Raw genomic sequence first — 22,278 nt, 5'->3', positions numbered from 1 at the left:
TCGCGTCGGTCACGCGGACTCCTGGCCGGTCACCGGCCTGCCGCGGGCCCAGTTCACCAGACCGAGCAGGGCGTAAAGCGCCCAGGCCCCCACAAGAAGGAGAAAACCCCACTGCTCCTCGGCCACCGCGTCGATGGTGAGGAGCGAGGAGCCGACGAAGTTGAGCCAGAGATGGCCCGCCGAGCCGTACGGCAGCCGACCCGCCTGGGCGAGGACGAACGACGTCAGGATCAGTACGGCACCGACGAGTTGCAGGGACATGTACACGGCGTACGTCACTTCCCGAGGGACGTCCCGAACGGCTTCCCGGAGGCGCTCACTCGGGGAGGGGTTCCAGATCCGCAGGCGCCATCCGGCCCTCCATCATCGCGCCGAGCCCGAGCACCGCGCAGGTGTCCGGGCGCTCCGCGATGGTCACCGGCATGCTCGTGGCGCTGCGCAGCATCTGGTCGAGGCCGGGCAGGAGCGCGCTGCCGCCGACCACCGTGATGCCGCGGTCCGCGAGGTCGGCCACCAGGTCGGGCGGGCAGGTGCGCAGGACCTTGCCGATGCCGTCAAGGATCGAGGTGAGCGGGGTATGGATGGCGTCCCGGACCGCGGCGGTCTCCACCTGCACGGAGCGGGCGAGCCCGGTGGCCACGTCCCGGCCATGGATCTCGGTGCACTCCGAGTCCTGCGCGGTCAGTCCGTCGCCGCACAGGGCCAGCTGCAGCGGGCGTACGGACTGGCTGGGCAGCAAGATGTCGTGCTGGTGGCGCAGGAGCTGGACGATCGCCGCGTCAATGGAGTCACCGCCCACCGGCATCCGCTCCGCGGTCACGATCGCGCCCATCGAGAGCACCGCGACCTGGGTGGTGGCCGCCCCGCACACCAGGATCATGGTGGCCTCCGGGCGCTGCACCGGCAGGCCGCAGCCGACCGCCGCGGCGATCAGGGTGTCCACGAGCTCCACGCGGCGCGCGCCCAGGCCGACCAGTGTCTCCTTCGCGGCGCGCTGCGCCATCGGGTCGGCGTCGTGCGGGACGCAGACCGCGGCGCGCAGCCGGGGCTTGCGGCGCAGGGTGCGGCGCAGCTTCTCGTCGAGCAGTTGGCCGACCATCCGCCGGGCCAGCTCGACGTCGACGATGGAGCCGCCGGAGACCGGGCGTACGACGCGGATGTAGTCGGGGGTGCGGCCGATCATCCGCTCCGCGAACTGACCGACCGCGATCAGGGAACCGGTGCGGGTGTTCACCGCCGCGCAGCTCGGTTCGTCGACGACCAGACCTGCCCCCTTCACGTACAACCGGGTCCGGGCGGCTCCCAGGTCGACGGCGACGTGACAGCGGGACAGCTGCTCAAGGCTGGCGGTCATGGCGGTCATGGCGGTCATGGCGGTTTCCTCCCGAGTGCGCAGACCGTGGAGCGGCCGCCGGGCGGCGGCCCTCTTGGCATCGTGCGGGCGGCGTGACGGGTGTGCGCGGTGGGATGGGCCGGGCGGGGTGCGCCCGCACGGGTGGTTCGTCTGACGGGGAGTCCGCGGTCGTGTTCTGTACGGGGGGTGACGGACCGTCCGGTCGGTGTCCAGGGTGGCGTCCGGGGCGGGTGGTCCTGTGGTCGTGTCAGGGAGCGGCTGTCTTCGGCCATTTGCGGAAGCCATCGTTACGGCCATGGCCCGCAATCCCTGGGCGGGGTGCTCAACTCCCCACTGGTTTTTGGCCGTTGATGTTGAAACTCGGTCACATGCTGTGTTGATGTGGTCACGGTCCGGATGGAAATCTCCCCTCCGTGCGACCTCGGTACACCGTGTCAAACCGGCGCGACGGCCGGCTTGGCGAAGGTGACGGAAGGACGCGCGTGATAACAGAGCCGCGGCCACTGTCGTGGGGGCGGTGCACGTGGCTCTGGGGGGAGAGGGAAATCGGTCCCGCCCTGATCTGGGAGACGGGGCGGGACCGACGGCCCGCGGGGACGCGCGGGCCGGGCACGGCGATGAGGAGGGGTATGCGGGCGCGAAGGACACCGAACGCACGGCTGCGGGCACGCCTGGAGGAGGCCCAGTGGAACGGCGCCGAACTGGCCCGCTCAATGAACGCCGCCGCCGGGCAGGCGGGCATCCCGATCTCCTGCGACCGGTCGAACGTCTCGCACTGGCTCGCCGGGACCCGGCCCCGACCTGCGGCGCGTGAGCTCCTTGTACGGGTTTTCAGCAAGCGGCTCGGGCGGGCTGTTACGTCGGCGGAGCTGGGGTTCGACGAGGGTGAGGTGACAGGGGCGGCCGTTGGCGCGGCTGGGGCCGGCGGGTCGGCCGTCGGTGCGGGTGGCGCTTCCGGGGGGTTCGGGGCGGCCTCGGCGGTCGCGCTGAGTGCGGCCGGGGCTCGTTCCGGTTCGGCGTACATGGGGGGTGCGGCGAGTTCGTCGTACGGGTTCGGTGGGGCGTATGAGGCGTACGAGACGTGTGAGGGGAGCGGTGAGGCGTACGGCCGTGGCTTCGTTGGTGAGGCGTACGGCGGTACGGGTGCGGCGTACTGCGGTGAGCAGATGTACGGCCATGGGCAGGCGTACGGCGTAGCGGGCGCGGGTCGTCAGGAGCATCCGCCGCACGCTGCGCGGCCGACGCGCCCTCCCTTCCGGGGGCGTGAGCCGGAGACGACGCGTGGGGCCGCCGGGGCGGACGGCGGTGAGGCGGCTGCCGCGGTGCCGGATGGTGGGCAGCCGGTCGATATGGCGCGCACGGTCGGCGTACGGACGCGCGGGCTGCGGTCGGCCGGTCGCAGTGGCGCGCTGCGTGAGCTGGCCGAACTCGTGCAGGAACATCGGGATCCGCGGCGGCTCGGCCGACTGCGCGGGCTGTCGTACCGGGGCTCGGAAGGGGCCGCTTGGCGCGCGGGGCGCGTGGTGGGGTCGCCGTATTCGATCGGGTCCGGCCGCGCGGACGGGGGACGGGTGGTTCCCGTGCCGCGGCCCGGTGGCGTCGCGGCGTCGGCCGGGACCGTGCTCGAGGCCGCGCTTGCCGTGTTCGAGCGTCAAGGGGGCCGTGCCGCACGGGAGTTGATCGTCGCGGAGTTGTCCGGGGCGGCCCGGGGCAAGGCCGCCCGGCTGTGCCGGATGCTCGGCCGGGCCTGGGCCGACGAGCTGGCGCACGGCGCGGCGCAGCGGGTGCTCGCGCTGTCCCGGTCGCTTGCCGTGGAGGCGGGTGACCCGGTGACGGAGGCGATGGCGCTGCGCGACATGAGCGTGCTCGCCCTGGAGGTCGGCCGCGCCCGCGACGCCCTCGGCCTGGCCGAGGCCGCGGTGGGCACCGGCTGGGATCTGGCCGGGGCCGGGACCCGGGCCTTCCTGCTCAGCCAGCGCGCGGTCGCCCTGGCGGTGACCGGGGACGGTGCCGGGGCGGCCAAGGACATGGACGGCGCGGAGTACTGGATCGACGGCGGCGAGGACGACGAGCACGGCCCGTACCCCTTCGGGGGCCTGCTCTACCAGCGGGCGCGGATGCACCGCGCCGAGGGCGACCGGCGGCGCTCGGTCTCCGCCCTCGAACTGTCGCTCTCGCTGCGCCCGCCCGCCGAGCAGCGCTCCCGCGCGCTGATCCGGATCGAGCTGGCCCACCAGCACCTGGCCGCCGGGGAGTACGCGGCCGCCGCGGAGGAGATGCGGGTCCTGACCCCCAACCACGAGTCGCTCCGCTCGGCACGCGTCGACGCGGCGCTCGGGCATCTGCGGGGCCGTGCCCTCGCCCCGGAGCCGACCGGTCCGTTGTCGCGGGTGGCTTATCGGGGGCGTTGTTAAGCCCCTCCCCGCCCCTTCCCGAAATCCTCCGGAGGCTCCGGGGGCCTGCGGCCCCCGGACCCCCGCTTTCATCGCGCAGGGGGGTACCTCCCTGCTCGAACGCAGTTGAGAGCTTGGGGGAGCGCTCGTCCTCAAACGCCGGACGGGCTGGAAGCGGGCCCCACCACTCCCCGCGCCACCCCCAGCTCCACCAAGTCCTGTGGGCGCAGGCGTAGGTGCTCGGCGGTGGCCCGGGTCCGGTCCGCAGGGCGCTTCAGGATGGCTGCCGCCAGTTCCGGGGCGATCACGGAGAAGTAGCTGTCCGGGGTGGCCCACAGGTGGTCCGGCGCGGCGAGCGCGAGCGCGCCGCCCGAGCCGCCCTCGCCGATCAGCAGGGACGTGACGGGGACCGGCGCGGCCGCCACCGCCGCGAACAGGTCGGCGATCGCCGCGCCCGCGCCGGACCGTTCGGCCTCGGGGCCGTTCGCGGCGCCGGGGGTGTCCACGAGCGTCAGGACCGGGATGCCCAGGCGTCCGGCCAGGCGGATCAGGCGGGCCGCCGTACGGTACCCGGCCGGGCTCGTCGCGGTCCCGCACTGCGCGGCGTACGCGATGCTTCGCCCCTCGTGCAGCCCGAACCCGCAGAGCATCCCGTCGTCGACACCGCCGCATCGGTCGCCCCTCAGGGGTGCGCGGTCGGTGAAGTACGCGTCCAAGTAGGCCTCGGCGCGGGGGCGTTCGGGGGCGCGGGCTCGGGTGACCGCCTCCCAGCCGGTGGCCGGGAGCCCCGCTGCCGTGCCCAGGGCAGGCGGCGGGGGTGCGGGTTCCGTATCGGGCGCCACCGGATCGCCGCCGCCCAGCAACCGCAGCCGCAGCGCCAGCGCCGTGTGCAGCTCTTCCGGTCGTACGACCTCGTCGACCGCGCCCGCCGCGAGCTGGGCCTCGGCCGTGTACGCCGCCGGGTCCGCGTCCGGCGGACGCACCCGCGCCCCCGCGAAGCCGATCTGGCTGCCGGGAAGGGCCAGGATCAGGTCGGCCCCGGCGCCGAGTGTGGCCCAGCCGCCGCCGGTCGTGGGGTCGCGGAGCACGGCGAGCTGGGGCAGCCCGGCCGCCGCCGTACGCGCGGACTGGCCCGCCACGCGCTGGAGTTGGGTCAGCGCCCGCATGCCCTCCTGCATCCGGCTGCCGCCCGTGGCGATCAGCGAGACGACCGGGAGGCCGTGCGCGCGGGCGTGGGTGTGCGCGGCCACCAGGCGGTCGCCGGTGCGCTCGCCGAGCGAGCCGCCGAGGAAGCCGAACTCGAAGGAGATCAGGACGGCTTCCGTGCCGCCGATGGTGGCGGTGCCGCAGACCACCGACTCCTGTTCGCCGGTGCGTTCGGTGGCACGGGCGCGCGCGTCGCCGTATCCCTGCCAGGCGAGCGGTCCGTCCGCCGACGACCCGGTACGGGCAGGGAACTCGGCCTCGTGCGGCCGGAGTTCGGTGAAGCTTCCAGGATCGACGGCGAGGGCCAGGGCCGCACGGGCGGACCGGCGTCGCTGCGGCTCAGGCATGGAGGGACCTCTTCATGATCTTGCCCATGTCGTTGCGGGGCAGCTCGGCCAGGAACCGTACGGCGCGCGGTCGCTTGTGCGGGGCGAGTTGTGCGGCGACATGGTCGGCCAAGTCGTCGGCGGACGGGGGTTGTTGGGGGTCGGCCGGGACGATCCACGCGACGACGCGTTCGCCCAGGTCCTCGTCCGGCTCCCCGGTGACCGCCGCCTCGCGGACTCCGGGGTGCGCGAGCAGGGCGTTCTCGATCTCGCCCGCGCCGATCTTGTAGCCGCCGCTCTTGATCAGGTCGGTGGCCTTGCGGCCGACGATGCGGACGGCGCCGCCGGACGCGCGGACGGCCATGTCCCCGGTGCGGAACCAGCCGTCGGCGGTGAACGCGGCGGCCGTGGCGTCCGGCCGGTTCAGATACTCGGTGAACAGGTTCGGGCCCCGGACCTGGATCTCGCCGATCTCCTCCGGTCCCGCCGTTTCCGGCAGTACCGCGCCCGACTCGTCCACGAGCCGCAGGTCCACGCCCGACAGGGGTACCCCCACCGTGCCCGTGTCGGCGCCGGGTGTGCCGTCCGCCCACACGCTCGTGTTCACCAGGGTCTCGGTCATCCCGTACCGCTCGATCACATGTCGCCCGGTCGCCGCCGCGATCCGCTCGTGCACCGGCACGGGCAGCGCCGCCGACCCGGAGACGAGGAGCCGTGCCCCGGACAGGGCGGCGGTCAGGTCCGGTTCGGTGGGCAGGGCCTCGGCGATGCGGTGGTACATCGTCGGCACCCCGAACAGCATCGTGCCGCCGCCCGGGGAGACAGGGCCCAGTTCGCGGGCCACGCCCGCCGTCGAGAACCGGCCAAGGTGCCGCACCGAGCCGCCGCGCCGCAGCGGGCCGAGGATGCCGAGGATCAGGCCGTGCACATGGAACAGCGGCAGGCCGTGCACGAGGACATCGTCGCCCGTCCACGCCCACGCGTCCGCGAGCGCGTCGAGCGTGGCGGCGATCGCCCGACGGGGCAGCACGGCGCCCTTGGGCGGGCCGGTGGTGCCGGAGGTGTAGACGATGAGGGCGGGGGAGGAGGGGTCGGGTTCCGGTCCGGGTTCCGGTCCGGCTCCATAGCGGTCGGCGGCGACGGGTGCGCCTACCGCGATATCCGTACGCTTCAACGCGCCCAGGGCCGCGGGCAGTTCATCGCCCGGCGCGGCGAGCACGGCCGCGGGGGCGCTGTCCGCCACGATGTGCGCCAGCTCCCGCTCGCCGCTCTTCGGGTTCAGGGGCACGGCCGGTACCCCGGCGAGCAGCGCGGCCACCGTGCCGACGGCGGTCTCCAGGCTCGGCGTCGCCCACAGCGCGACCCGCTCTCCAGGGGCGAGCCCGGCGGCCAGGGCGCGGGCCGCGGCGGCGAGTTCGGCGTACGTCAGGGAGCGCTCGCCGAAGCGCAGGGCGGGGCGGTCGCCACCCGGCGCCCCCGGGGCGAGGCCGGGGAAGAGGGGCGCGTGTGCGGAACTCAAGCTTCGTCACTCCTGCCTGTGCGTCCTGGTATCCGGTGGTGGCGCCCAGCCTGTCAGTACGGACATGCATCGCGCTGTAGCCCCGTTCACGGGGGTCGGGGCGAAGCCCCCAGGAATGGCCGGTCTTCGCCCTGGGCGGGAACCGATCTGGTCCGTACCATCCGGGCTGTCCGGTGCCGCCGATGCACGTTCCGGCGGGGCCGGTCAGCACCTCGGCTCCATTCCCTCTGCACCACCCCCCGCCCCTGACGCTGCCCCCTGCCCAAGTACCCCGTACAGGCGGGCCGTCCGGGCCCTATGCACCGGAATGGGAGAAACATGGCTCGTGGACTTTTCGTGAGCGGCGCTACAGCCGCTCTGTTCGCCGCGTCGCTGCCCGCGTCGAGCATGGCTTCGGCGCAGTCGTCCGGGATCACCAATCCGCCCCCGGACAAGATCGTGATCGAGATCGCCACGGTCAACGGCTCGGGCTGTCCGAAGGGCACCGCCGCGGTGGCCGTCTCCGAGGACAACACGGCCTTCACCGTGACCTACAGCGACTACCTGGCCCAGGCGGGCGGCTCCTCGTCCCCGACCGACTTCCGCAAGAACTGCCAGCTCAACCTGATCGTGCACGTGCCGCAGGGCTTCACGTACGCGATCGCCAGCGCGGACTACCGGGGCTTCGCCTCGCTCCAGCCCGGCGCCAAGGGCACCGAGAAGGCCTCGTACTACTTCCAGGGGTCACCGGAAACGGGCTCGATCTCGCACTCCTTCGACGGGCCGTACGGGGACAACTGGCAGGCCACGGACGAGACGGACTGGGCGCAGCTGGTGTGGAAGCCGTGCGGCGAAGAGCGGAACTTCAACATCAACACCGAGCTGCGCGTGGACGCGGGGACGTCCGACCCGTCGAAGACGTCGTTCATGACGATGGACTCGACGGACGGTGATATCTCGACGGTGTACCACTGGGCGTGGAAGGAATGCCCCAGGTAGCAGCCCGAGCCCCAGCGGGAGTCCGCCGCTCCTGCCGGCCGGGCCGCCGCCCGTCCGGCAGGAACAGGACCGAGTTGACGTAGCGCGGACCCGCGAACGGGCCGACCCGGCGCAGGAGTCCGCGCTGCGCCACGTGGGCCGTGCCCTTCTGGTGGTGCTCCAGGTCGAAGTCGTCCAGGGGCACCCAGGTCCGCTCGGGCAGCACCCAGCCCCGGTAGCCGTGGCCCGCCAGGTGCCGTACCACCGGGGCCAACGGCTGGATTCGAGCCTCCAGTTCGACAATCAGGGCCGGGCGGTCCCGGTCCAGGAGGCGGGCGGCGCCGCGGAGGACGGGCAGTTCGTTGCCGTCCACGTCGATCTTGATGAAGTCGACCCGGCCGGACCCGGCATTGTCCATGTCGCCTGCGCCCAGGGCGTCCAGGGTCAGGCAGGTCACGTCCAGGGCGCGGCCGTGGATGTCCCGGCGTACCAGGGACGAGACGCCCCGGTCGCCCCGGTCGCCGGGCGGCAGCCAGAGGCGGGCCGTGCCCGGGCGGTCCGTGGCGGCGGCCTCGACCACCCGGACGTTGCCGGGCGTGGCCGCCGCCAGGTGCCGGGCCAGGTGCGGCACCGGTTCCACGGCGAGCACCCGGCGCGAGCGGGCGGCGAGCCGCCGCGACCAAGGGCCGTACCAGCCGCCGACGTCGAGCGCGGTGTCGCAGTCGGGCGGGCAGAAGTCGTCGAGCCGGGCCAGTTCGGGTTCGAAGCGCGGATACACCCACGCCGCCAGCGCGCCGACGAGCCGGGCGGGCAGCAGCGGGCCGATGCGAGCGGCGAGCGTCATGACGTCTCGATCGCCTCCGGGGTCGTGCCGTCGGCTTCCATGAGCTTCAGGAGGCGCTCGTGCTCCTCCTCCGGCACCTGCTCGCCGGAGGACGGGAGCAGTTGCGGAATGCCGTCGACGATGGGGTAGCGGCGGCGCAGCCGGGGGTTGTAGAGCGCCGGTTCGGGCGTGGGACCGTCAGGCCCGTCAGGCCCGTCATCCGCGATCAGGAGCAAGCGGCCCTTGTCCAGGGGGCAGGCGAGGATCTTCAGGAGTGGGTCGTCGGCGTTCATGGAGAGGTCAACTCCTTGGGAGATGCGGGGGGTTGGGTCTCTGTAGAGGGTTTGGATTTCGGGTCGTGGCGGGGGAGTGCCATCAGCACGGTTACGGCGAGCAGCGTGCCCGCCAGCCGCAGCGCGAGCCGCACCGGCTCCTCGGGCAGCGCCTCGCCGAACGCGACCGTGCCGAGCACGGCGGTGAACAGGGACGTCACCGTCGTACACACGGGCACGATCAGCGAGGCCCGGGAGCGCTGGAGCGCGGCCTGCGACATGACCAGGCCGAAGGGGAAGGTGAAGAGGAGGAGATAGGGGTACGGGGACGTGAACAGGTCCCGCAGTGCCGGGCCCAGGCCCGCCGTGAGACCCGCCTCCGTGAGATGCGTCAGCGCGCTCGATATCCCCTTGATCGCCAGCGAGCTGACGCCGTAGAGCAGTCCGACGGCGACCCCGTACGCGGCGCCGTTCGTCGGCAGCCGGTGCTGCCGCTTCGCGCGGCGCTCGGCGGCGGCGTACAGCCAGACGCCGAGCGCGAGCGATGGCACGCAGACGAGCAGGATCAGGGCGGGCGGCGCGTGCAGGCTGACCTTGTCGGCGGACTCGTCCAGGGAGAGCACCACCATCAGGAGCGCGGCGAGGATCGCCGCGAGCGCGTACCGCTCCCGGCCCGAGGTCTCCTCGCCGAGCAGGACGGATGAGAGAAGTACGAGCAAGACCAAACCCGAGACGAAGAGGCCCTGCGCCGCCGCGATCGGCAGCGTCCGGTAGACGGCGAGCTGCGCCCCGAACCCGGCGAGCAGCGCCAGCGAGCCGCCGATCCACAGCGGCGAGCCGAGGACGTGCCGCAGCAGGGTCAGCGGGCGGCGCGTCGACAGCGCCGGAAGTGACCCCAGGGCGCGTTTCTCCAGGACGAAACCGAGGCTGGACAGCGCGTTCGCCAGGAGTGCCGCCGCCACACCCCACCACACCGTCAGCTCCCGCGAGCCGGGGTGCGGGCGTGAACCAGCAGGATGGAGGCGGCACTTGGCCGTGCGCAGGCCAGGCGATCCAGGGGCCGCAGGGGTCTCGGTACGCCGTGGAAGGGGGCCCCGGCCATGCGTACGACCTCGAAGCCGGAGGCCGTCAGGAACTCCCGCAGCGCGCGGGCGGTGTAGAGGCGCAGATGGCCCACGACCTCGGTGCCGGGGCGTCCGTGGATGCCGCGCAGGCTCACCTCGGAGAACACCGGCTGCACCCCGGCGAGCAGCAGGGCGCGGTTGTACCAGGCGGCCAGGTTCGGCGTGGAGAGCAGCAGATGGCCGCCGGGGCGCAGCACGCGGCGCAGCTCGTCCAGGGCGCCGTCCGGGTCGACGAGATGTTCGATGACCTCGCTGAACAGGACCGCGTCCGCCGCGCCGGTCGCCAGCGGCAGGCCGCCGTCGGTGAGTTCACCGCGTACGACGTACGACAGATGGGAGCGGGCGCGGCGCAGCGCGTCCTGCGACCAGTCGACGCCGATCACCCGGTGCCCGGCGAGCAGCGGCGCGGCGGTACGGGCCGCGGTGCCGTCGCCGCAGCCGATGTCCAGGACGGTCGCGGGGGAGGAGCGGGCCGGGCCGAGGGCGGCGGCGAGCATCCGGGCCTGGCGCAGCGAGCGGGCGTCGCCGGAGGCGACCGGGACGGCCGGGTTCTCGTAGAAGTCGCGCAGGCCCGGGGGCCGGTCGGACGTTGCCGTGCCGGTGGTGTCGCTGGTGCCGGTGGCGGTCATCGGCGCTCGCCTTCCGTCGCGTCGTGGTCCGTGGCCCGCAGGTGGTGCGCGAACAGATCGCGCAGGCGGGCCCCGTCGGCGGGCCCGAGCAGCGTCCGCGACCAGCGCAGCGCTAGGTGGAGGCGGCCCGCCGTGGACGCGGTGGTCACCGTGAGGCCGCGCGGCACCCGGGCCGGGGCCGAGAACCACACGGCGTGGGCGCGGCCCGCGTCGCCGAAGTCCAGCGGGTACGGAACCCGGCCGATGTTGCTGAGCAGCGTCGTGGAGGTCCACGGCGCGGCGGCCCGGCGCACACCCCGGGTGACCGCCGCACGCAGCCCGACCGGCAGGACCGGTGTCGTCAGGAGCGCGGCGCCGCGGCCGAGCTGGGGCCGGTCCAGGGCCTTGAGGGCGCGGGTGCGCAGGGAGGTGACGCGCAGCAGGTGAGGAATCCGCTCCTCGTTCACCTCCTCGTCCAACTCCTCGGCCGTGAACGGGACTTCGACGAGCCGGGTGCCGTTGCCGATCGGCATGCGCGCGTCGCGCGGCCGGTCGTCGACGGGCATGGTGATCCGCATGGGTCCGGGCGGCCTGCCGCGCTCCCGGTTCCAGTGCGCGAGCGTCAGCGCGGTGGCGACCATGAGCTGGTCGTTGACGGTGTACGGGGCGCCCTTCGGCCGCCTCGGCACCGGCAGTTCGGCGATCAGCATGCCGTTGCCCGGGGAGGGTTCCGGCGTGCCGGGGGCGATGTGCGCGGGCGGCGCCCAGGAGGACGGCAGGTCGACCGGGGTGTCCGGGGCCTCGGCGGTGCGGGCGGGGGGCGGGGCCGGTGCGTTGTCCCGGCCGCCGTACAGCTCGGCCGCGGTGGCGAGGACGCGCAGGCAGGCCGGGCCGTCCAGCGCGGTGTGGTTGATGACCAGGAACAGCACGCAGCCCTCGGCGTGTGCGGGGTCCCGCACCACCTCCAGGCGCACCGGCGGGGACAGCGAGAGCGGCGGCGCCTCGGCCAGGGCACGGACGCGGGCCCGTTTCAGGGCGTCCGCGCCGGGCTCCGGCACGGAGACGACCGGCACGTCCGGCCCGGGCGTGAGCTCCCACTCGTAGCGCCGCCGGTACCAGCGGCCCGGCGCCTCGCGCATCAGGATGCGGGGGTGGCGCTTGAGAGCCTCGGTGAAGGCGCGGGTGAGCCGGTCCACGTCGACGCGCCCGCTCAGGTGCACCTCGATGTGGACGGTCTCCGGCTCGTCCTCCTGGAGGCAGTGCCGGGCGATCTCGTCCACCACGGGGAAAGGGACACGAAGCACCGGGCTGCCGGGGCCGTCGTCGCCGTGCCGCTGTGGTGCGGGGTGTTCGAGTGCCGTCACCGAGTCTCCTTCCATCGGCTAAGCTGACCGACGTGCGGTGCGAGAACCAAGCTCCGTACACGCGCCGATCGAGAACCAAGACGGCGCACCCAGAGCGTTGCTCTGCCAAACCGGGCTGGTTCCAACCCGGCTGGTGTTGAGGGAGTAAGACCTTGCCGGTCGCTGACCTGCGGGGCTTCCTGAGCCAGGAAGCCCCCTGCTTCAGTTGGGGGAGGGTTCAAGTTCCCTCCCGCGGCTCGTTCGCCTCCGGGCCCTCGGCTTCCCCGTCGGTTGTCGGCGGGGTCGGCCGGAGCCTCGGGCGACGCGGTACAGGTATCGGCGTGGTCGGCGGGTCGGGCTGGGCGGCGTCCGGCCCGCGTGCCGAGACGGTGGGCCCACTCCGGGCTTGAATGCGCTGCCGCCGAGGCAAAGGCGGTACGGCACCGGGCGCGTCCGGCGGCAACGGCGGTGGCGGCCCCTCGGCGGCACCGGAGCCACCGGGCTCGCCCGTCGCGCCACCGCCCACAGGGGCCGCAACCTCCCGCTCACCCTCGAGCCGCCCCGAAACCAGCGCCGCGAACAGCCCGCCCACCGCGAGGAGTTGAGCCGTCGCGGAGAACGCCCCGGCGGACGCCGTCACCGCACCCCCGGCCCCGAGCGCCGCGGCGATCCCCGCCCCGGCCATCGCCAGGAACGCGAGCGGTACGAGCAGGCCGCGCCGCCGCCAGGCCACCACCGCGAGCACCGGCACGAGCGCCGCGAACCATCCGGCGACCGCCACGCCCACGGCCGTCAGGGCGACCGTGCCGAGCAGCAGTCCGGGCGCGGGCGGCGCCGGAGCCGGACCGGCGGCCGCGGCTGTGCTTTGACGGCGGTCATCCGCACGCCGCCGGAAGAGCACGAGCCCCACCAGGAGCAGCACCGCCACACCGCCCCCGATGAGCCCGGCCTCGTAGGTGCGGGCCGGTTCGTACTCCAGCTTCACGGTGCCGCTCGCGCCGTCCGGGATCAGCCAGCCCTGCTGCCAGCCGTCGAGCCGTACCGGGGTGAGCTTCTCGCCGTCGAGGGTGGCCTTCCAGCCGTCGTTGGCGTTCTCGTACATCGTCAGATACGAGGCCGGGCCCGCCTCGACGGACAGTTCGCGGCGATCGCCCGCCCAGTCGCGTACCGTCAAGTCCCGTTCAGAACCGGAGAGTTCGGGAACCTCACCCCGCGTCAGCGTCACATCGGTGACCGCGAGCGGGCCGTCGTCACCCGCCTCCACGGTGTGCGTGCCCGCCCCCAGGTTCACCCGGCCGTTCTTCTGCTCGCCCGCGCACAACTCCACGTCGACGGGGCGCCGTTCGAGCAGGTCGCCGACCGTGCCCTTGACGCGGGTGGCGTGCAGCGTGCCGTCGACCGCGAGCGGCGGGCCCTCGCCGCAGGCAAGGTCGAAGGTGCGGTCCGGGTCGGGCTGCTCGGTGCGGTACTCGGCCAGGGCGGGCAGATAGACCTCGGTCAGGCCGACGGGGAGCTGCGTCTTGGCGTCGGCGAACGGGTTGTGCAGGGTCAGCGGTGCCGTCTTCGTGATGGTGATGTCCAGGCGGTCCGTGGTGATCGGCTCGAAGCGGGCCAGGCCGTTCTCGTCGACGCCCGCGGTGGCCGCGCCGTCCGGGGAGCTGATCTCCACCTTCTCGGGCCGCGCCGACAGACCACCGGCCGCCGCGAGGACGATCTCGCCGACCGGCTTCTTGTCGGGCCACCGCAGGTGGATCACCGCCGAGTTGCCGGTGCCGCCCGCGATCCAGGCCGTGGTGAGATCGCCGTCCGTGAGGTTGCGCGGCGACAGGTTGCGGCCGAGCCCGCCGGTCGCGTCGGCGGTCGCGGTGAGCCGCTTCTTCGGCTGCGGCGCCACGTCGTACAGCAGCTTGTCGAGCGCCTCGCCGGGCACGGCCACCGCCTTGGCGGTCAGGTCGTACGTGTCCGGGGCGGCGGTGTCGAAGCGGCGGTGCAGGCTGTATGCCGACAACACAGCACCGGTCGGGTCGAGGCCGCCCGCGCCCGCCGAGCGGTGCAGGGAGTAGCGGGTGGCCGTCGCGGCATCGGTGTCTTGGGCCCTCCCCGTGCGCTCGGCGTCCTTGGGCAGGTCGAGGAGCCGGGTCACCTGGACATCAGGAACGGACACCTCCGCGAATCCGGCGCCGGACAGGCCGGGCCGGGGCGACTCGGTGTCCAGGATGGTGAGCTTCAGCCAACGGGTGCTGCCCCTGGGGGAGTTGATCTGCTGCGGCTGCCCGTTGGGCTGGAGGTTCGACACGGCGCTGCCGCGCTCCGTCTCCACCCGCACCTTGGTGGGCGCGGGCCGCACCCCGTTCTGCGGCAGTGGCTGCACCGAGAACCGGTCCGGCACCTCCACCGGCCCGTCGAAGCCGATCCGCAGCCACTCGCCGTCCGGGGACGCGGCGCTGCCCTCGGCCCACGCGGTGTCCCCGTTGCCGTCGAAGGCGTTCACCGGGTCGTACTGCGGCAGATGGAACAGCCAGTGCCCGTACGAGGACGCGGTCACGGACTTCGCGCCGCGCAGCCCGGCCGTCGTCTGGTGTTCGATGTCGTCGAGACCCTTGGGCAGGATCTGCTTCGGCGGCTCGCCCGGGTTCTGGGTGCTTTCGGGGTGGTTCCGTTCGTCGGGTGTGTACGGATACGACGTGTTCGACGTGATGAGGCCGAAGCGGGTGTCGGCGCGGCGCATCCCGTCCCCGACCGCCTGGAGCGGGGCCTTGCCGAGCCCGGGATGGTTGTCGCCGGTCAGAACGGCCGGGCGGTCGCGCAGCGTCGGGTCGGCGGAGAGCGGCAGCAGGGACTCGGGGCCGCCGCTGACCACGGCCGTGTCCGCGACCGGCTTGAGGCCCGCCTGGCCGGGGCGCTGTGCCTCGGCAGCGTCTTCATCGGGGCCGTAGATCTCCACGGCCTGCTGGCGCGGATACAGGCCCTCGACCTGGACCGGGGTGTCGTCCGCGATCCGGCCGCCGGTGACCTTCGGGCCGAAGCCGGTGATCCGCCGGTACCCGGAGGACTCCAGGGTCCGCTTCACGGTCGGCGTCGGCACGTACCCCAGCTGGTCCGGATCGAGATCGTTCCGTACCACGACATAGTGCAGCCCGGAGCGGCTCAAGAAGTCCTGGAGCCCCGGGACTTCACCGCCGGTGAGCAGGGCCTGCTCGACCGCGTCCAGGGCGCGCCGGTTGCCCGCGGTGCCGAACGGGACGTAGTCGCGCTGCGCCCAGCGGGAGTCGGCGAGCACGTCGAGGGGCTGGTCGATGGGGGAGCCCCAGGTGTAGATGCCGTGCGCGGTCGCGGGCACCACCAGTGCGCGCGAGTCCGGCGAGTACTTCTTCAGCCAGGCCGCCGTGGACTTCCAGTGCCCGGGCAGCTCCTTGAACGCGCCCGGCTGGAGGATCGACCCGTTGACGTACGGCAGCGCGAGCCCGGGCAGCACGAGCAGGGCCGCGACGAGCACCGCGAACCGCCGCCCGCGCACCGGCCCAGGGCCCGTCTTCCCGGTCTTCGTGGATCTGCCCGCGGCGTCTGGTGCCGTGCATCGGCGTGCTGTCGTATCGCCCTCGTACTGGGCGTACGTGGGTGATGCGGCAGTGCGGCGGGGTGCGGTGCCAGGCGTCGCGGGCCCACGGAGATCGGGGAGACGGGCCCTGGCACCACGCGCCACCGCGGCCACGCCCACGAGATGCATCAGCCCGAACGCGAGCGCCAACGCCAGGCCCGTCTGGAACTTGTAGATGTTCCGGAACGGCACCAGCCAGCCGTCCAGCCAGTCCTGCATCGTCTCGTGGAACGGCCCCCCGAACGCCCCGCCGTACCCGGCCATCGTGACCAGGACGACCGTGAGGACGGTCAGGACCAGCCAGCGCCGCTCCGGCAGATCGCGGCGCGCGAGCCCGGCCAGGCCGAACGCGGCGGCGAGCGCCGAGCAGACGATGACCAGGCCGCCGGTGGCGACGGTCCACCCGGCCGGCAGCCAGGCCTCGCCGAAGTGCAGATACGCCACCCAGTTCCCGGCGCCGCGCAGCGTCTCCGTCGCCGACATGGTGTCGGTCGTGGTGCGCGCGGACTCCACGTACGGCAGGAAGTTCTCGCCGTGAATGCCGAGCAGCAGCAGCGGGACGACCCACCAGGCGGTGGCGAGCAGCACACCCGGCACCCACCAGGCGATCAGCTTGCGCTGCCGCGGACCGGCCGGGCGGGACAGGAGATACAGGCCGACGGGCAGCAGCGACGCCAGCGTCGACGCGGCGTTCACGCCGCCCATGCACGGGATGATCAGCGCGGACCGGAGCGCCGCGACCCGCGCGCTCACCCGGTCGTTCGTCAACGGCAGTACCACCCACGGCAGTACGGCCCCGGGCAGCGCGGCCGCCGAGGTCGACCCGACGACGATGGTGAACGTCGGCCACAGCGCGTACGCCACCGCCCCGAGCGCCCGCGACGACGAACTCCCGATGCCGAGCCGCTCGGCGAGCCGCAGCGCGCCCCAGAACGCGGTCGCCACGATCAGCGACATCCACAGACGCTCGGCCAGCCACACCGGCAGCTGCGCCAGATCCGCGAGCCCGTAGAACGGCAGCGACGGGAAGGCGTACCCGATGTACTGGTCGAAGATCCCGCCGAACCCGGCCCGGTCGTGCCACAACTCGCCCAGGTCACCGAGGAACTTCCACGGATCGGCGGCCACGCCCAGCTTGGTCTCGAACGTCATCCGGCCCGGCGACACCGCGAGAAACGCCACGAACACCACGGCCCAGAAGCCGAACAGCCACCGCCGCGAGCGTGGCTCCTCCGGCGGCCCCGCGCGCGTACCCGTGGCCGGGTCGGGCGTCTGCGGAGGCAGTTGCGGGGCCTGGACGGCCGTGCTGGTCATGAACACCGCCGGAGGATGAGAAGGAGGTTCCAGGTGGCGAACTCGCGCAGGCCCGGCACCTTGGCCACGCCCTGGGCGAGGAACGGCCAGTACCGGGATCGGGCCGAGACGATCCGCACGTCGTCGCGGGCCCGCACCCGGCGCAGGGTGGGCCCGATGTGGATGGCGTGCAGGTTCTCGCCGAGGGTGTGCTTGGCCGGTCTGCCGGTACGCCGCTCGAAGCGCTGTTTCGCGCGGTCGGCGCCCAGATAGTGCCAGGGCGCCCACTCGTGGCCGCCCCACGGCGAGTACCAGTTGGTGAAGGAGACGTAGATCAGGCCGCCGGGGCGGGTGACCCGCACCATCTCGCTGAGGAACGTCTCCGGGTCGGCGACGTGCTCCAGGACGTTCGAGGAGAACGCCACATCGGCGACGCCGTCCGCGAGCGGCAGCAGATACCCGTCCGCGACGACCGTCCCGTCAGGCGCCTTGGCGCCCAACTCCCGTACGTCCGGCTCGAAGAGGAACCCCTGCGCGCCGCGCCGCCGGAACTCCGCCGTGAAGTACCCGGCGCCGCCGCCGACGTCGACGACCGTGCGGCCTGCGAGCGGAACGTACCGCTCGACCTGGTCGGCGGCGTCCCGGGCGAGTAGCGCGTAGCAGTGCTCGGGGTCGGACTGCTCGCGCAGGAAGGCGCGGAACAGGGTGAGGGAGCGGCGTAGGGACGGGTCCCTGAAACCAGCCTGTCGGGGGGCACCTCCCGCTCGAGCGGAGCCGAGAGTGGGGGAGTTTGAGGACCGGCGGTCCGGGGGCGGAGCCCCCGTGGCGGTGCGCCTGCGATGCGCGAACATGTCTCACGACCTCCGCCGGAAGGCGACCGCTTCGGCGGCGACCTGGCGGAACCGGCTCACGGTGTTCGCCCAGCGGAAGTCCGCGGCCCGGCTCGCGGCCGCCTTGCCCATCGCCTCGCGGCGCTCGGTCGACAGGGCGAGCGTGCACCAGGCGGCGGCGAAGGACGACTCGCCGCGCGCGAGCACCCCGGTCACCCCGTCCTCGACCGAGTCCCGCAGGCCCGGCACGTCGAAGCCGATCGCCGGGGTCGAACGCGTTGCGGCCTCCGTGACGACCAGACCCCACCCCTCGACGGCGGAAGGATGGAGCAGCAGCCAGGCGGCGCAGAGCAGCCGGTGCTTCTCCGCCTCGGACACATGCCCGGTGAACTGCACGCCGGGACCGGCGAGTTGTTCCAGACGGCCGCGCTCAGGACCGTCCCCGACGATCACGAGACGCCCGCCGGTGACCGGCCTGACCCGCTCCCACAGCCGAAGGAGCAGATCGATCCGCTTGTACTCGACCAGTCGGCCCATCGCCAGGAACAGCGGCTCCTCGGAGCGCGGTTCGAGCGGTCCCGGCTCGTCGACGCCGTTGTGCACCACGCGGATCCGGTCGCCGGGGACCCCGATGGCGCGCAGCGCCTCGGCCGTGGACGGGGAGACGGCGACGAGCAGATTGCCGCGCTGCGCCCCGGAGAGCGCCCAGTGTTCGAGGCGTCTGCCGAGCCGGGCCGCGGGGCCCGGATAGCGCATCCCCCACAGGTCGGTGTGCACATGGTTGACCAGACAGAGCGTGGGGCCGTCGTGCCACAGCGGCGCGAGGTACGGCATGCCGTTGCAGACCTCGACGAGCAGGTCGCAGTCGCCGACCTGGCGGGCGAAGGCCGACCGCGCCCGAAAGTAGTGCCCGAGATCGCCGCCCGCCGACACCACCCGGTAGTCGCGGTACGCGGCCGGGCCGCCGCACAGGAGCGTGACCTGGTGGCCGCGCCGGGTCAGGCCCTCGGCCAGCTGGTCGACGAGGAGTTCGGAGCCGCCCGCGGCCGGGTTGCCGAGGTCGCGGCGGGAGAGGAACACGATGCGGCGCGGATGCGGAAGGTGCTGTGGGCCTGGGGGGCCTTGCTGGGGCAGCGCGCCGGGCGGGTCTTGGGGGAGAGCCTCCGGGAGGTTTGTGGTGCGCAGCGGTGGAGGTACGTGCTGGGGCATTCGTGCTCCAACTCGATCTCGGGGTGCGGAACTTGTGGGGGGGTGCGGTGCTGGGCGTTCCGGTGGTGCTGCGGTGCTGGTGGTGCCGGTGGTGCCGGTTGTGCGGGCGTGCAGGGTGGTACTGCGTACGTAAACGTGCTGCCGTGCAGGGTGGTACGCAAGGTGGTGCCGCCGTGCGGAGGTGCGCTGTCATCCGGTGCCGGGCCGGTCGGTGTGGGGTTCTGTGGGGCCTGTGCCTGGCTGTGGATCCGCTGTGTTCATTCGGTGGGGGTGGATAGTTTTCGCCGCACTGTTCGCTGCGGCTACTCACCGGCGTGACAACTTTCCCCTCTTCTGGCACTGACGCGTCATCACATCGTGGAGTGTTCCTGGTCGGTTGGCCGCACTCGTCCCCGTACGACGAGAACGCTCCCCACCGCCGCGAGCAGCAGGCCGAGCCCGGCGGTCCCGAGCGGCAGCGTCTCGCCGACCAGCTTGAGGCGGCCGCTGTCGTTGTCCGCGAGCGCCACCTGCTGCTTCTGTGTCCGCTCGGTGAACGCGATCTTCTCGCTGTCGAGGAGCACCACGGCGTCCTTGTCGGAACCCGGTTTGCGGAGCGTCTTGCGGGGGCCGATCTGGGCGTAGATGATCCGGCCGGTGCGCTGGTCGGCGACCAGCTCGATGCCGTGGTTGGCGTACCACTCCTCGGCCAGGACCTGGGCAGCTTTCGACCCCACGAGCCGGCCGGGCACCTGCCGCGTCCCGGTCTTCGTGGCCTTCACGGTGCCGGTGAAGCGCAGCCCCGGGTAGCCGTGGACCTCGACCACGCCGCGGTACTTCAACGGCACGGTCGCACCAAGGGTGTTGTCCCACCAGCGGTACGAGCGCCGCTCCACGTCGAACGGGAACTTCAGGTACGCCTCGCCCTCGAAGTAGGGCTCCTCGTCGCAGCAGTGCACCGGCCGGTTGGTCTTCCGGTCGGTGACCCAGCGCTCCGTGGTCCACTGCAACGAGTCGTGCGGGTCGGCCGCGGGCAGCGACTTGTCCGGGTCGACCGAGGTGGACACGTCCCAGACCGCGTGCTCCTTGGTGCTGTCCGCGACGTCGCCGCGCACCTGCCGGGTCACGGTGAGGTGCTTGTCGTGCACCGTCTTGACCTTGTCGGTGTCGAAGTAGGAGCCCCGGCCGGTGAAGACGGTGGTCTGGTCGACGTCCACCGGGGTGCGCTTGGCGCGTGGCTCGACGTACCACGCCAGCATCGGGGCCAGGACGAGCAGAAAGACGCCGACGCCGAACAGGATCAGAGACAGCGGCGAGGCGGTACGGCGCATGAGGGCACTCCAAGGGCTCGTGGCGACCTGAGTGAAGAACCACCGAAGGAACTCACCGGACGGAACCACCGAGCGAACTCACCGCGGGAACACGCACCGTGGCCCGGGAACTTAGGCGCACTCTTGACGCGCTGTCAATGGAAGGCCAACACTGGGCCATTGCCGAGTGGGGTCGGCCGTGACAAGTGATCACAGTCATCCGCAACGATCCGTTGACCAGGGATCCGTTGACCAGCGATCCATGACCAAGGATCCATGACCAAGGATCCATTGAGCCGCAGCAGAGAGGCTGACCCCGCCATGCACAGACTGCTCGCCGCCGCGCTCACCGCGGCCTGCGCCGCCGCCCTCGCCGTGGGCGCGGCCGTCGGCATCGTGGCGCTCCTGAACGCCACCCCGGAACAGCCCAACACACCGTTGATCACCTACGAGACGGCGCAGCAGGAGCGTTGACGAGGATGCGCGCGGCCCACCTTGCCCCCTCCGCTGCCCGCTCCGCCTGGCGCGAGGTCTCCCGGCTCAAGATCCAGCGGTTCGCGGCCCTCGCCATGGACGAGGTGCCCCAGCTCGCCGAGGACATCCTGCGCCAGATCCGCCGTGAGCACCCGCAGCTGCCGCTCGTCCTCGACGACTCCGGCGAGCCCATGGCCCTGATCGGCATCCGCCGCGCACTGGAGGGCTTCGTCCAGCAGCTCGCGCTCTCCGAGGACCGGCCGCGCTACCACCCGGAGGTCTTCCAGGAGTTCGGCCGCGGCGAGGGCCTGCACGGCCGCACCCTCGACTCGCTCCAGGCCGTCTACCGGCTCGGCGTACGCCTGGCCTGGCGGCGCCTGGCCGAGCTCGGCCAGGAGGTGGAGATCCCGCCACCCGCCATGTACGAGCTGGCCGAGGCGGGCTTCGAGTATCTGGACGGCCTGGTGGATCAATCCGTACGCGGCTACGCCGAGGCCGCGGCCCGACGTGCGGGCGAACGCCTCCGTCTGCAGCGCAAGTTGATGGAGCTGCTGCTCGCCGAGCACCGCACGGACCCGACGGAGGCCCTCCGGGAACGGGCCGCCCGGATCGGCTGGCCGCTGCCCGCCCGGGTCGCCGTCGGGGTGCTCCTGCGGCCCGCCCGGGAGGCCGTCGCACCCGCCGTCGGACAGGATGTCCTGCTCGACATGGAGCCGGAACAGCCCCGCATGGTCGTCCCCGAACCGGACGCCGCGGGCCGCTCGGAGCTGCTTCGCCGGTCCATGGCGGGCTGGTCCGGCGCCATCGGCCCGCCGGTGCCGCTCGCCGACGCGGCCAAGTCGCTGCGCTGGGCTCAGGCCGCGGTCGGCCTGATGGAGCGCGAGCTGCTGCCCTCCGGCGAGGTCCTGTCCTGCACGGAACACACCGAGGCCCTGGTCCTGCTCCAGCCCGAGGAGCTCATCGACGACCTGGCCCGCCGCTGCCTCGCCCCGCTCACCCACTGCGGCCCGGCCCACGGCCGCCGCCTCGCCGAGACCCTGCTCGCCTGGCTGGAAACCCGCGGCGGCGCCCCCGAGGTCGCCACCCGCCTCGGCGTACACCCCCAGACGGTCCGCTACCGGCTGCGCCAGATCCGGGAACTCTGGGGCGACGATGTCGACGACCCGGACCGCCGCTTCGAACTGGAACTGGTCCTGCGGGCCCAGCGGTTGAGGGGTGCGCTGGGCGCTGGCTGAGCCGGGCGGGCGCCACGCCCTCCGAAAAACGCCGCCCCTAGGCCCTGTCCAGCGGACCTTTCCCCTGACCCGCCCCTTCCCGAAACTGGGGGCTTGCGGCCCCGGATCGCTGCCGGGGGCTTTGCCCCGGGATCCCCGTCGGGGTTTCGCCTCGGGATCCCTGCCGGGGGTTTTGCTCCGGGATCCCTGCTGGGGGTTTCGCTCCGGATCCCCGTCGGGGGCTTTGCCCCGGGACCCTGCCGGGGGTTTCGCCCCGGGACCCCCGTCGGGGGTTTCGCCCCAGACCCCCACCGGGGACTTCGCTCCAGACCCCCTTTGGGGCTTCGCCCCCTAGGCCGTTTCTCTCGGATCATCAGATCGTTGGTCTGGTGTGTCGTTGAGTGATGCGCAGTGGGCCAGGATCGAGCCGCTGTTGCCCGACCGCA

At 73.0% G+C, this 22,278-nt stretch carries 17 protein-coding genes; 4 read left to right on the top strand and 13 right to left on the bottom strand.

Features of this window, described 5'->3' with window-relative positions; all coding sequences use genetic code 11:
• Positions 1-9: 9 nt before the first annotated feature.
• Together ACWD10_RS14940 and ACWD10_RS14935 are read right to left on the bottom strand one after the other, a co-directional pair.
• A complete protein-coding gene (locus ACWD10_RS14940; protein WP_451090803.1) occupies positions 10-261 on the bottom strand; it encodes a CBU_0592 family membrane protein in 252 nt (83 codons plus the stop codon).
• 55 nt (positions 262-316) lie between these two features.
• Positions 317-1,354 (bottom strand): rod shape-determining protein, encoded by a 1,038-nt coding sequence (locus ACWD10_RS14935; RefSeq protein WP_451091076.1) that lies wholly within the window; start codon positions 1,352-1,354, stop codon positions 317-319.
• A gap of 629 nt (positions 1,355-1,983) precedes the next feature.
• On the opposite strand from ACWD10_RS14935, the gene ACWD10_RS14930 reads away from it, so the two are divergent.
• Positions 1,984-3,768: a hypothetical protein gene (locus ACWD10_RS14930; RefSeq protein WP_451090801.1), complete on the top strand. Its 1,785-nt coding sequence runs from the start codon at positions 1,984-1,986 to the stop codon at positions 3,766-3,768.
• 131 nt (positions 3,769-3,899) lie between these two features.
• On the opposite strand, the gene ACWD10_RS14925 is transcribed toward ACWD10_RS14930, so the two are convergent.
• Positions 3,900-5,300: a carboxyl transferase domain-containing protein gene (locus tag ACWD10_RS14925; RefSeq protein ID WP_451090799.1), complete on the bottom strand. Its 1,401-nt coding sequence runs from the start codon at positions 5,298-5,300 to the stop codon at positions 3,900-3,902.
• Positions 5,293-6,798, bottom strand: a complete 1,506-nt coding sequence (locus tag ACWD10_RS14920; protein ID WP_451090797.1) for an acyl-CoA synthetase — start codon at positions 6,796-6,798, stop codon at positions 5,293-5,295. The genes ACWD10_RS14925 and ACWD10_RS14920 overlap by 8 nt, the downstream gene beginning before the upstream one ends.
• 318 nt (positions 6,799-7,116) lie before the next feature.
• Here ACWD10_RS14920 and ACWD10_RS14915 point away from each other — a divergent pair, with 318 nt between their 5' ends.
• Positions 7,117-7,776: a DUF4360 domain-containing protein gene (locus tag ACWD10_RS14915; protein ID WP_451090795.1), complete on the top strand. Its 660-nt coding sequence runs from the start codon at positions 7,117-7,119 to the stop codon at positions 7,774-7,776.
• Here the strand turns inward: ACWD10_RS14915 and ACWD10_RS14910 are convergent.
• The 9 genes from ACWD10_RS14910 to ACWD10_RS14870 all read right to left on the bottom strand — a co-directional run bounded on the left by ACWD10_RS14910 (position 7,703) and on the right by ACWD10_RS14870 (position 20,165).
• Entirely contained in the window at positions 7,703-8,599 is an 897-nt protein-coding gene (locus ACWD10_RS14910) for an FkbM family methyltransferase (RefSeq protein WP_451090793.1), read from the bottom strand. The two genes, ACWD10_RS14915 and ACWD10_RS14910, sit on opposite strands and share 74 nt — an antisense overlap.
• Positions 8,596-8,871 (bottom strand): Trm112 family protein, encoded by a 276-nt coding sequence (locus ACWD10_RS14905; RefSeq protein ID WP_451090791.1) that lies wholly within the window; start codon positions 8,869-8,871, stop codon positions 8,596-8,598. Before ACWD10_RS14905 ends, ACWD10_RS14910 begins: the two co-directional genes overlap by 4 nt.
• Positions 8,868-9,812 (bottom strand): hypothetical protein, encoded by a 945-nt coding sequence (locus tag ACWD10_RS14900; protein ID WP_451090789.1) that lies wholly within the window; start codon positions 9,810-9,812, stop codon positions 8,868-8,870. The genes ACWD10_RS14905 and ACWD10_RS14900 overlap by 4 nt, the downstream gene beginning before the upstream one ends.
• Before the next feature lie 14 nt (positions 9,813-9,826).
• Positions 9,827-10,603 carry a class I SAM-dependent methyltransferase gene (locus ACWD10_RS14895; protein WP_451090787.1) on the bottom strand — a complete coding sequence of 259 codons (777 nt, stop codon included), beginning with the start codon at positions 10,601-10,603 and terminating at the stop codon, positions 9,827-9,829.
• Positions 10,600-11,946, bottom strand: coding sequence for a condensation protein (locus ACWD10_RS14890; RefSeq protein ID WP_451090785.1), 1,347 nt, complete (start codon positions 11,944-11,946; stop codon positions 10,600-10,602). The genes ACWD10_RS14895 and ACWD10_RS14890 overlap by 4 nt, the downstream gene beginning before the upstream one ends.
• Positions 11,947-12,163: 217 nt before the next feature.
• Entirely contained in the window at positions 12,164-16,837 is a 4,674-nt protein-coding gene (locus tag ACWD10_RS14885) for an alpha-(1->3)-arabinofuranosyltransferase domain-containing protein (RefSeq protein WP_451090783.1), read from the bottom strand.
• Positions 16,834-17,667, bottom strand: a complete 834-nt coding sequence (locus tag ACWD10_RS14880) for a class I SAM-dependent methyltransferase (RefSeq protein WP_451090781.1) — start codon at positions 17,665-17,667, stop codon at positions 16,834-16,836. The genes ACWD10_RS14885 and ACWD10_RS14880 overlap by 4 nt, the downstream gene beginning before the upstream one ends.
• 3 nt (positions 17,668-17,670) lie before the next feature.
• A complete protein-coding gene (locus tag ACWD10_RS14875; RefSeq protein WP_451090779.1) occupies positions 17,671-18,855 on the bottom strand; it encodes a glycosyltransferase family 4 protein in 1,185 nt (394 codons plus the stop codon).
• Between the two features lie 350 nt (positions 18,856-19,205).
• Positions 19,206-20,165, bottom strand: coding sequence for a DUF3068 domain-containing protein (locus ACWD10_RS14870; RefSeq protein ID WP_451090777.1), 960 nt, complete (start codon positions 20,163-20,165; stop codon positions 19,206-19,208).
• A 255-nt stretch (positions 20,166-20,420) separates the two neighbouring features.
• Here ACWD10_RS14870 and ACWD10_RS14865 point away from each other — a divergent pair, with 255 nt between their 5' ends.
• Positions 20,421-20,618: a hypothetical protein gene (locus ACWD10_RS14865; RefSeq protein WP_451091098.1), complete on the top strand. Its 198-nt coding sequence runs from the start codon at positions 20,421-20,423 to the stop codon at positions 20,616-20,618.
• Between the two features lie 5 nt (positions 20,619-20,623).
• On the top strand, positions 20,624-21,853 hold the full coding sequence (locus ACWD10_RS14860) for a PucR family transcriptional regulator (protein WP_451090775.1): 1,230 nt from the start codon (positions 20,624-20,626) through the stop codon (positions 21,851-21,853).
• The last annotated feature ends 425 nt before the right edge of the window (positions 21,854-22,278 follow it).

The sequence above is a fragment of the Streptomyces sp. NPDC002851 genome (assembly GCF_053591935.1).
The sequence above is the reverse complement of the archived record's forward strand: the minus strand, read 5'-3'. Positions and strand labels throughout refer to the sequence as shown.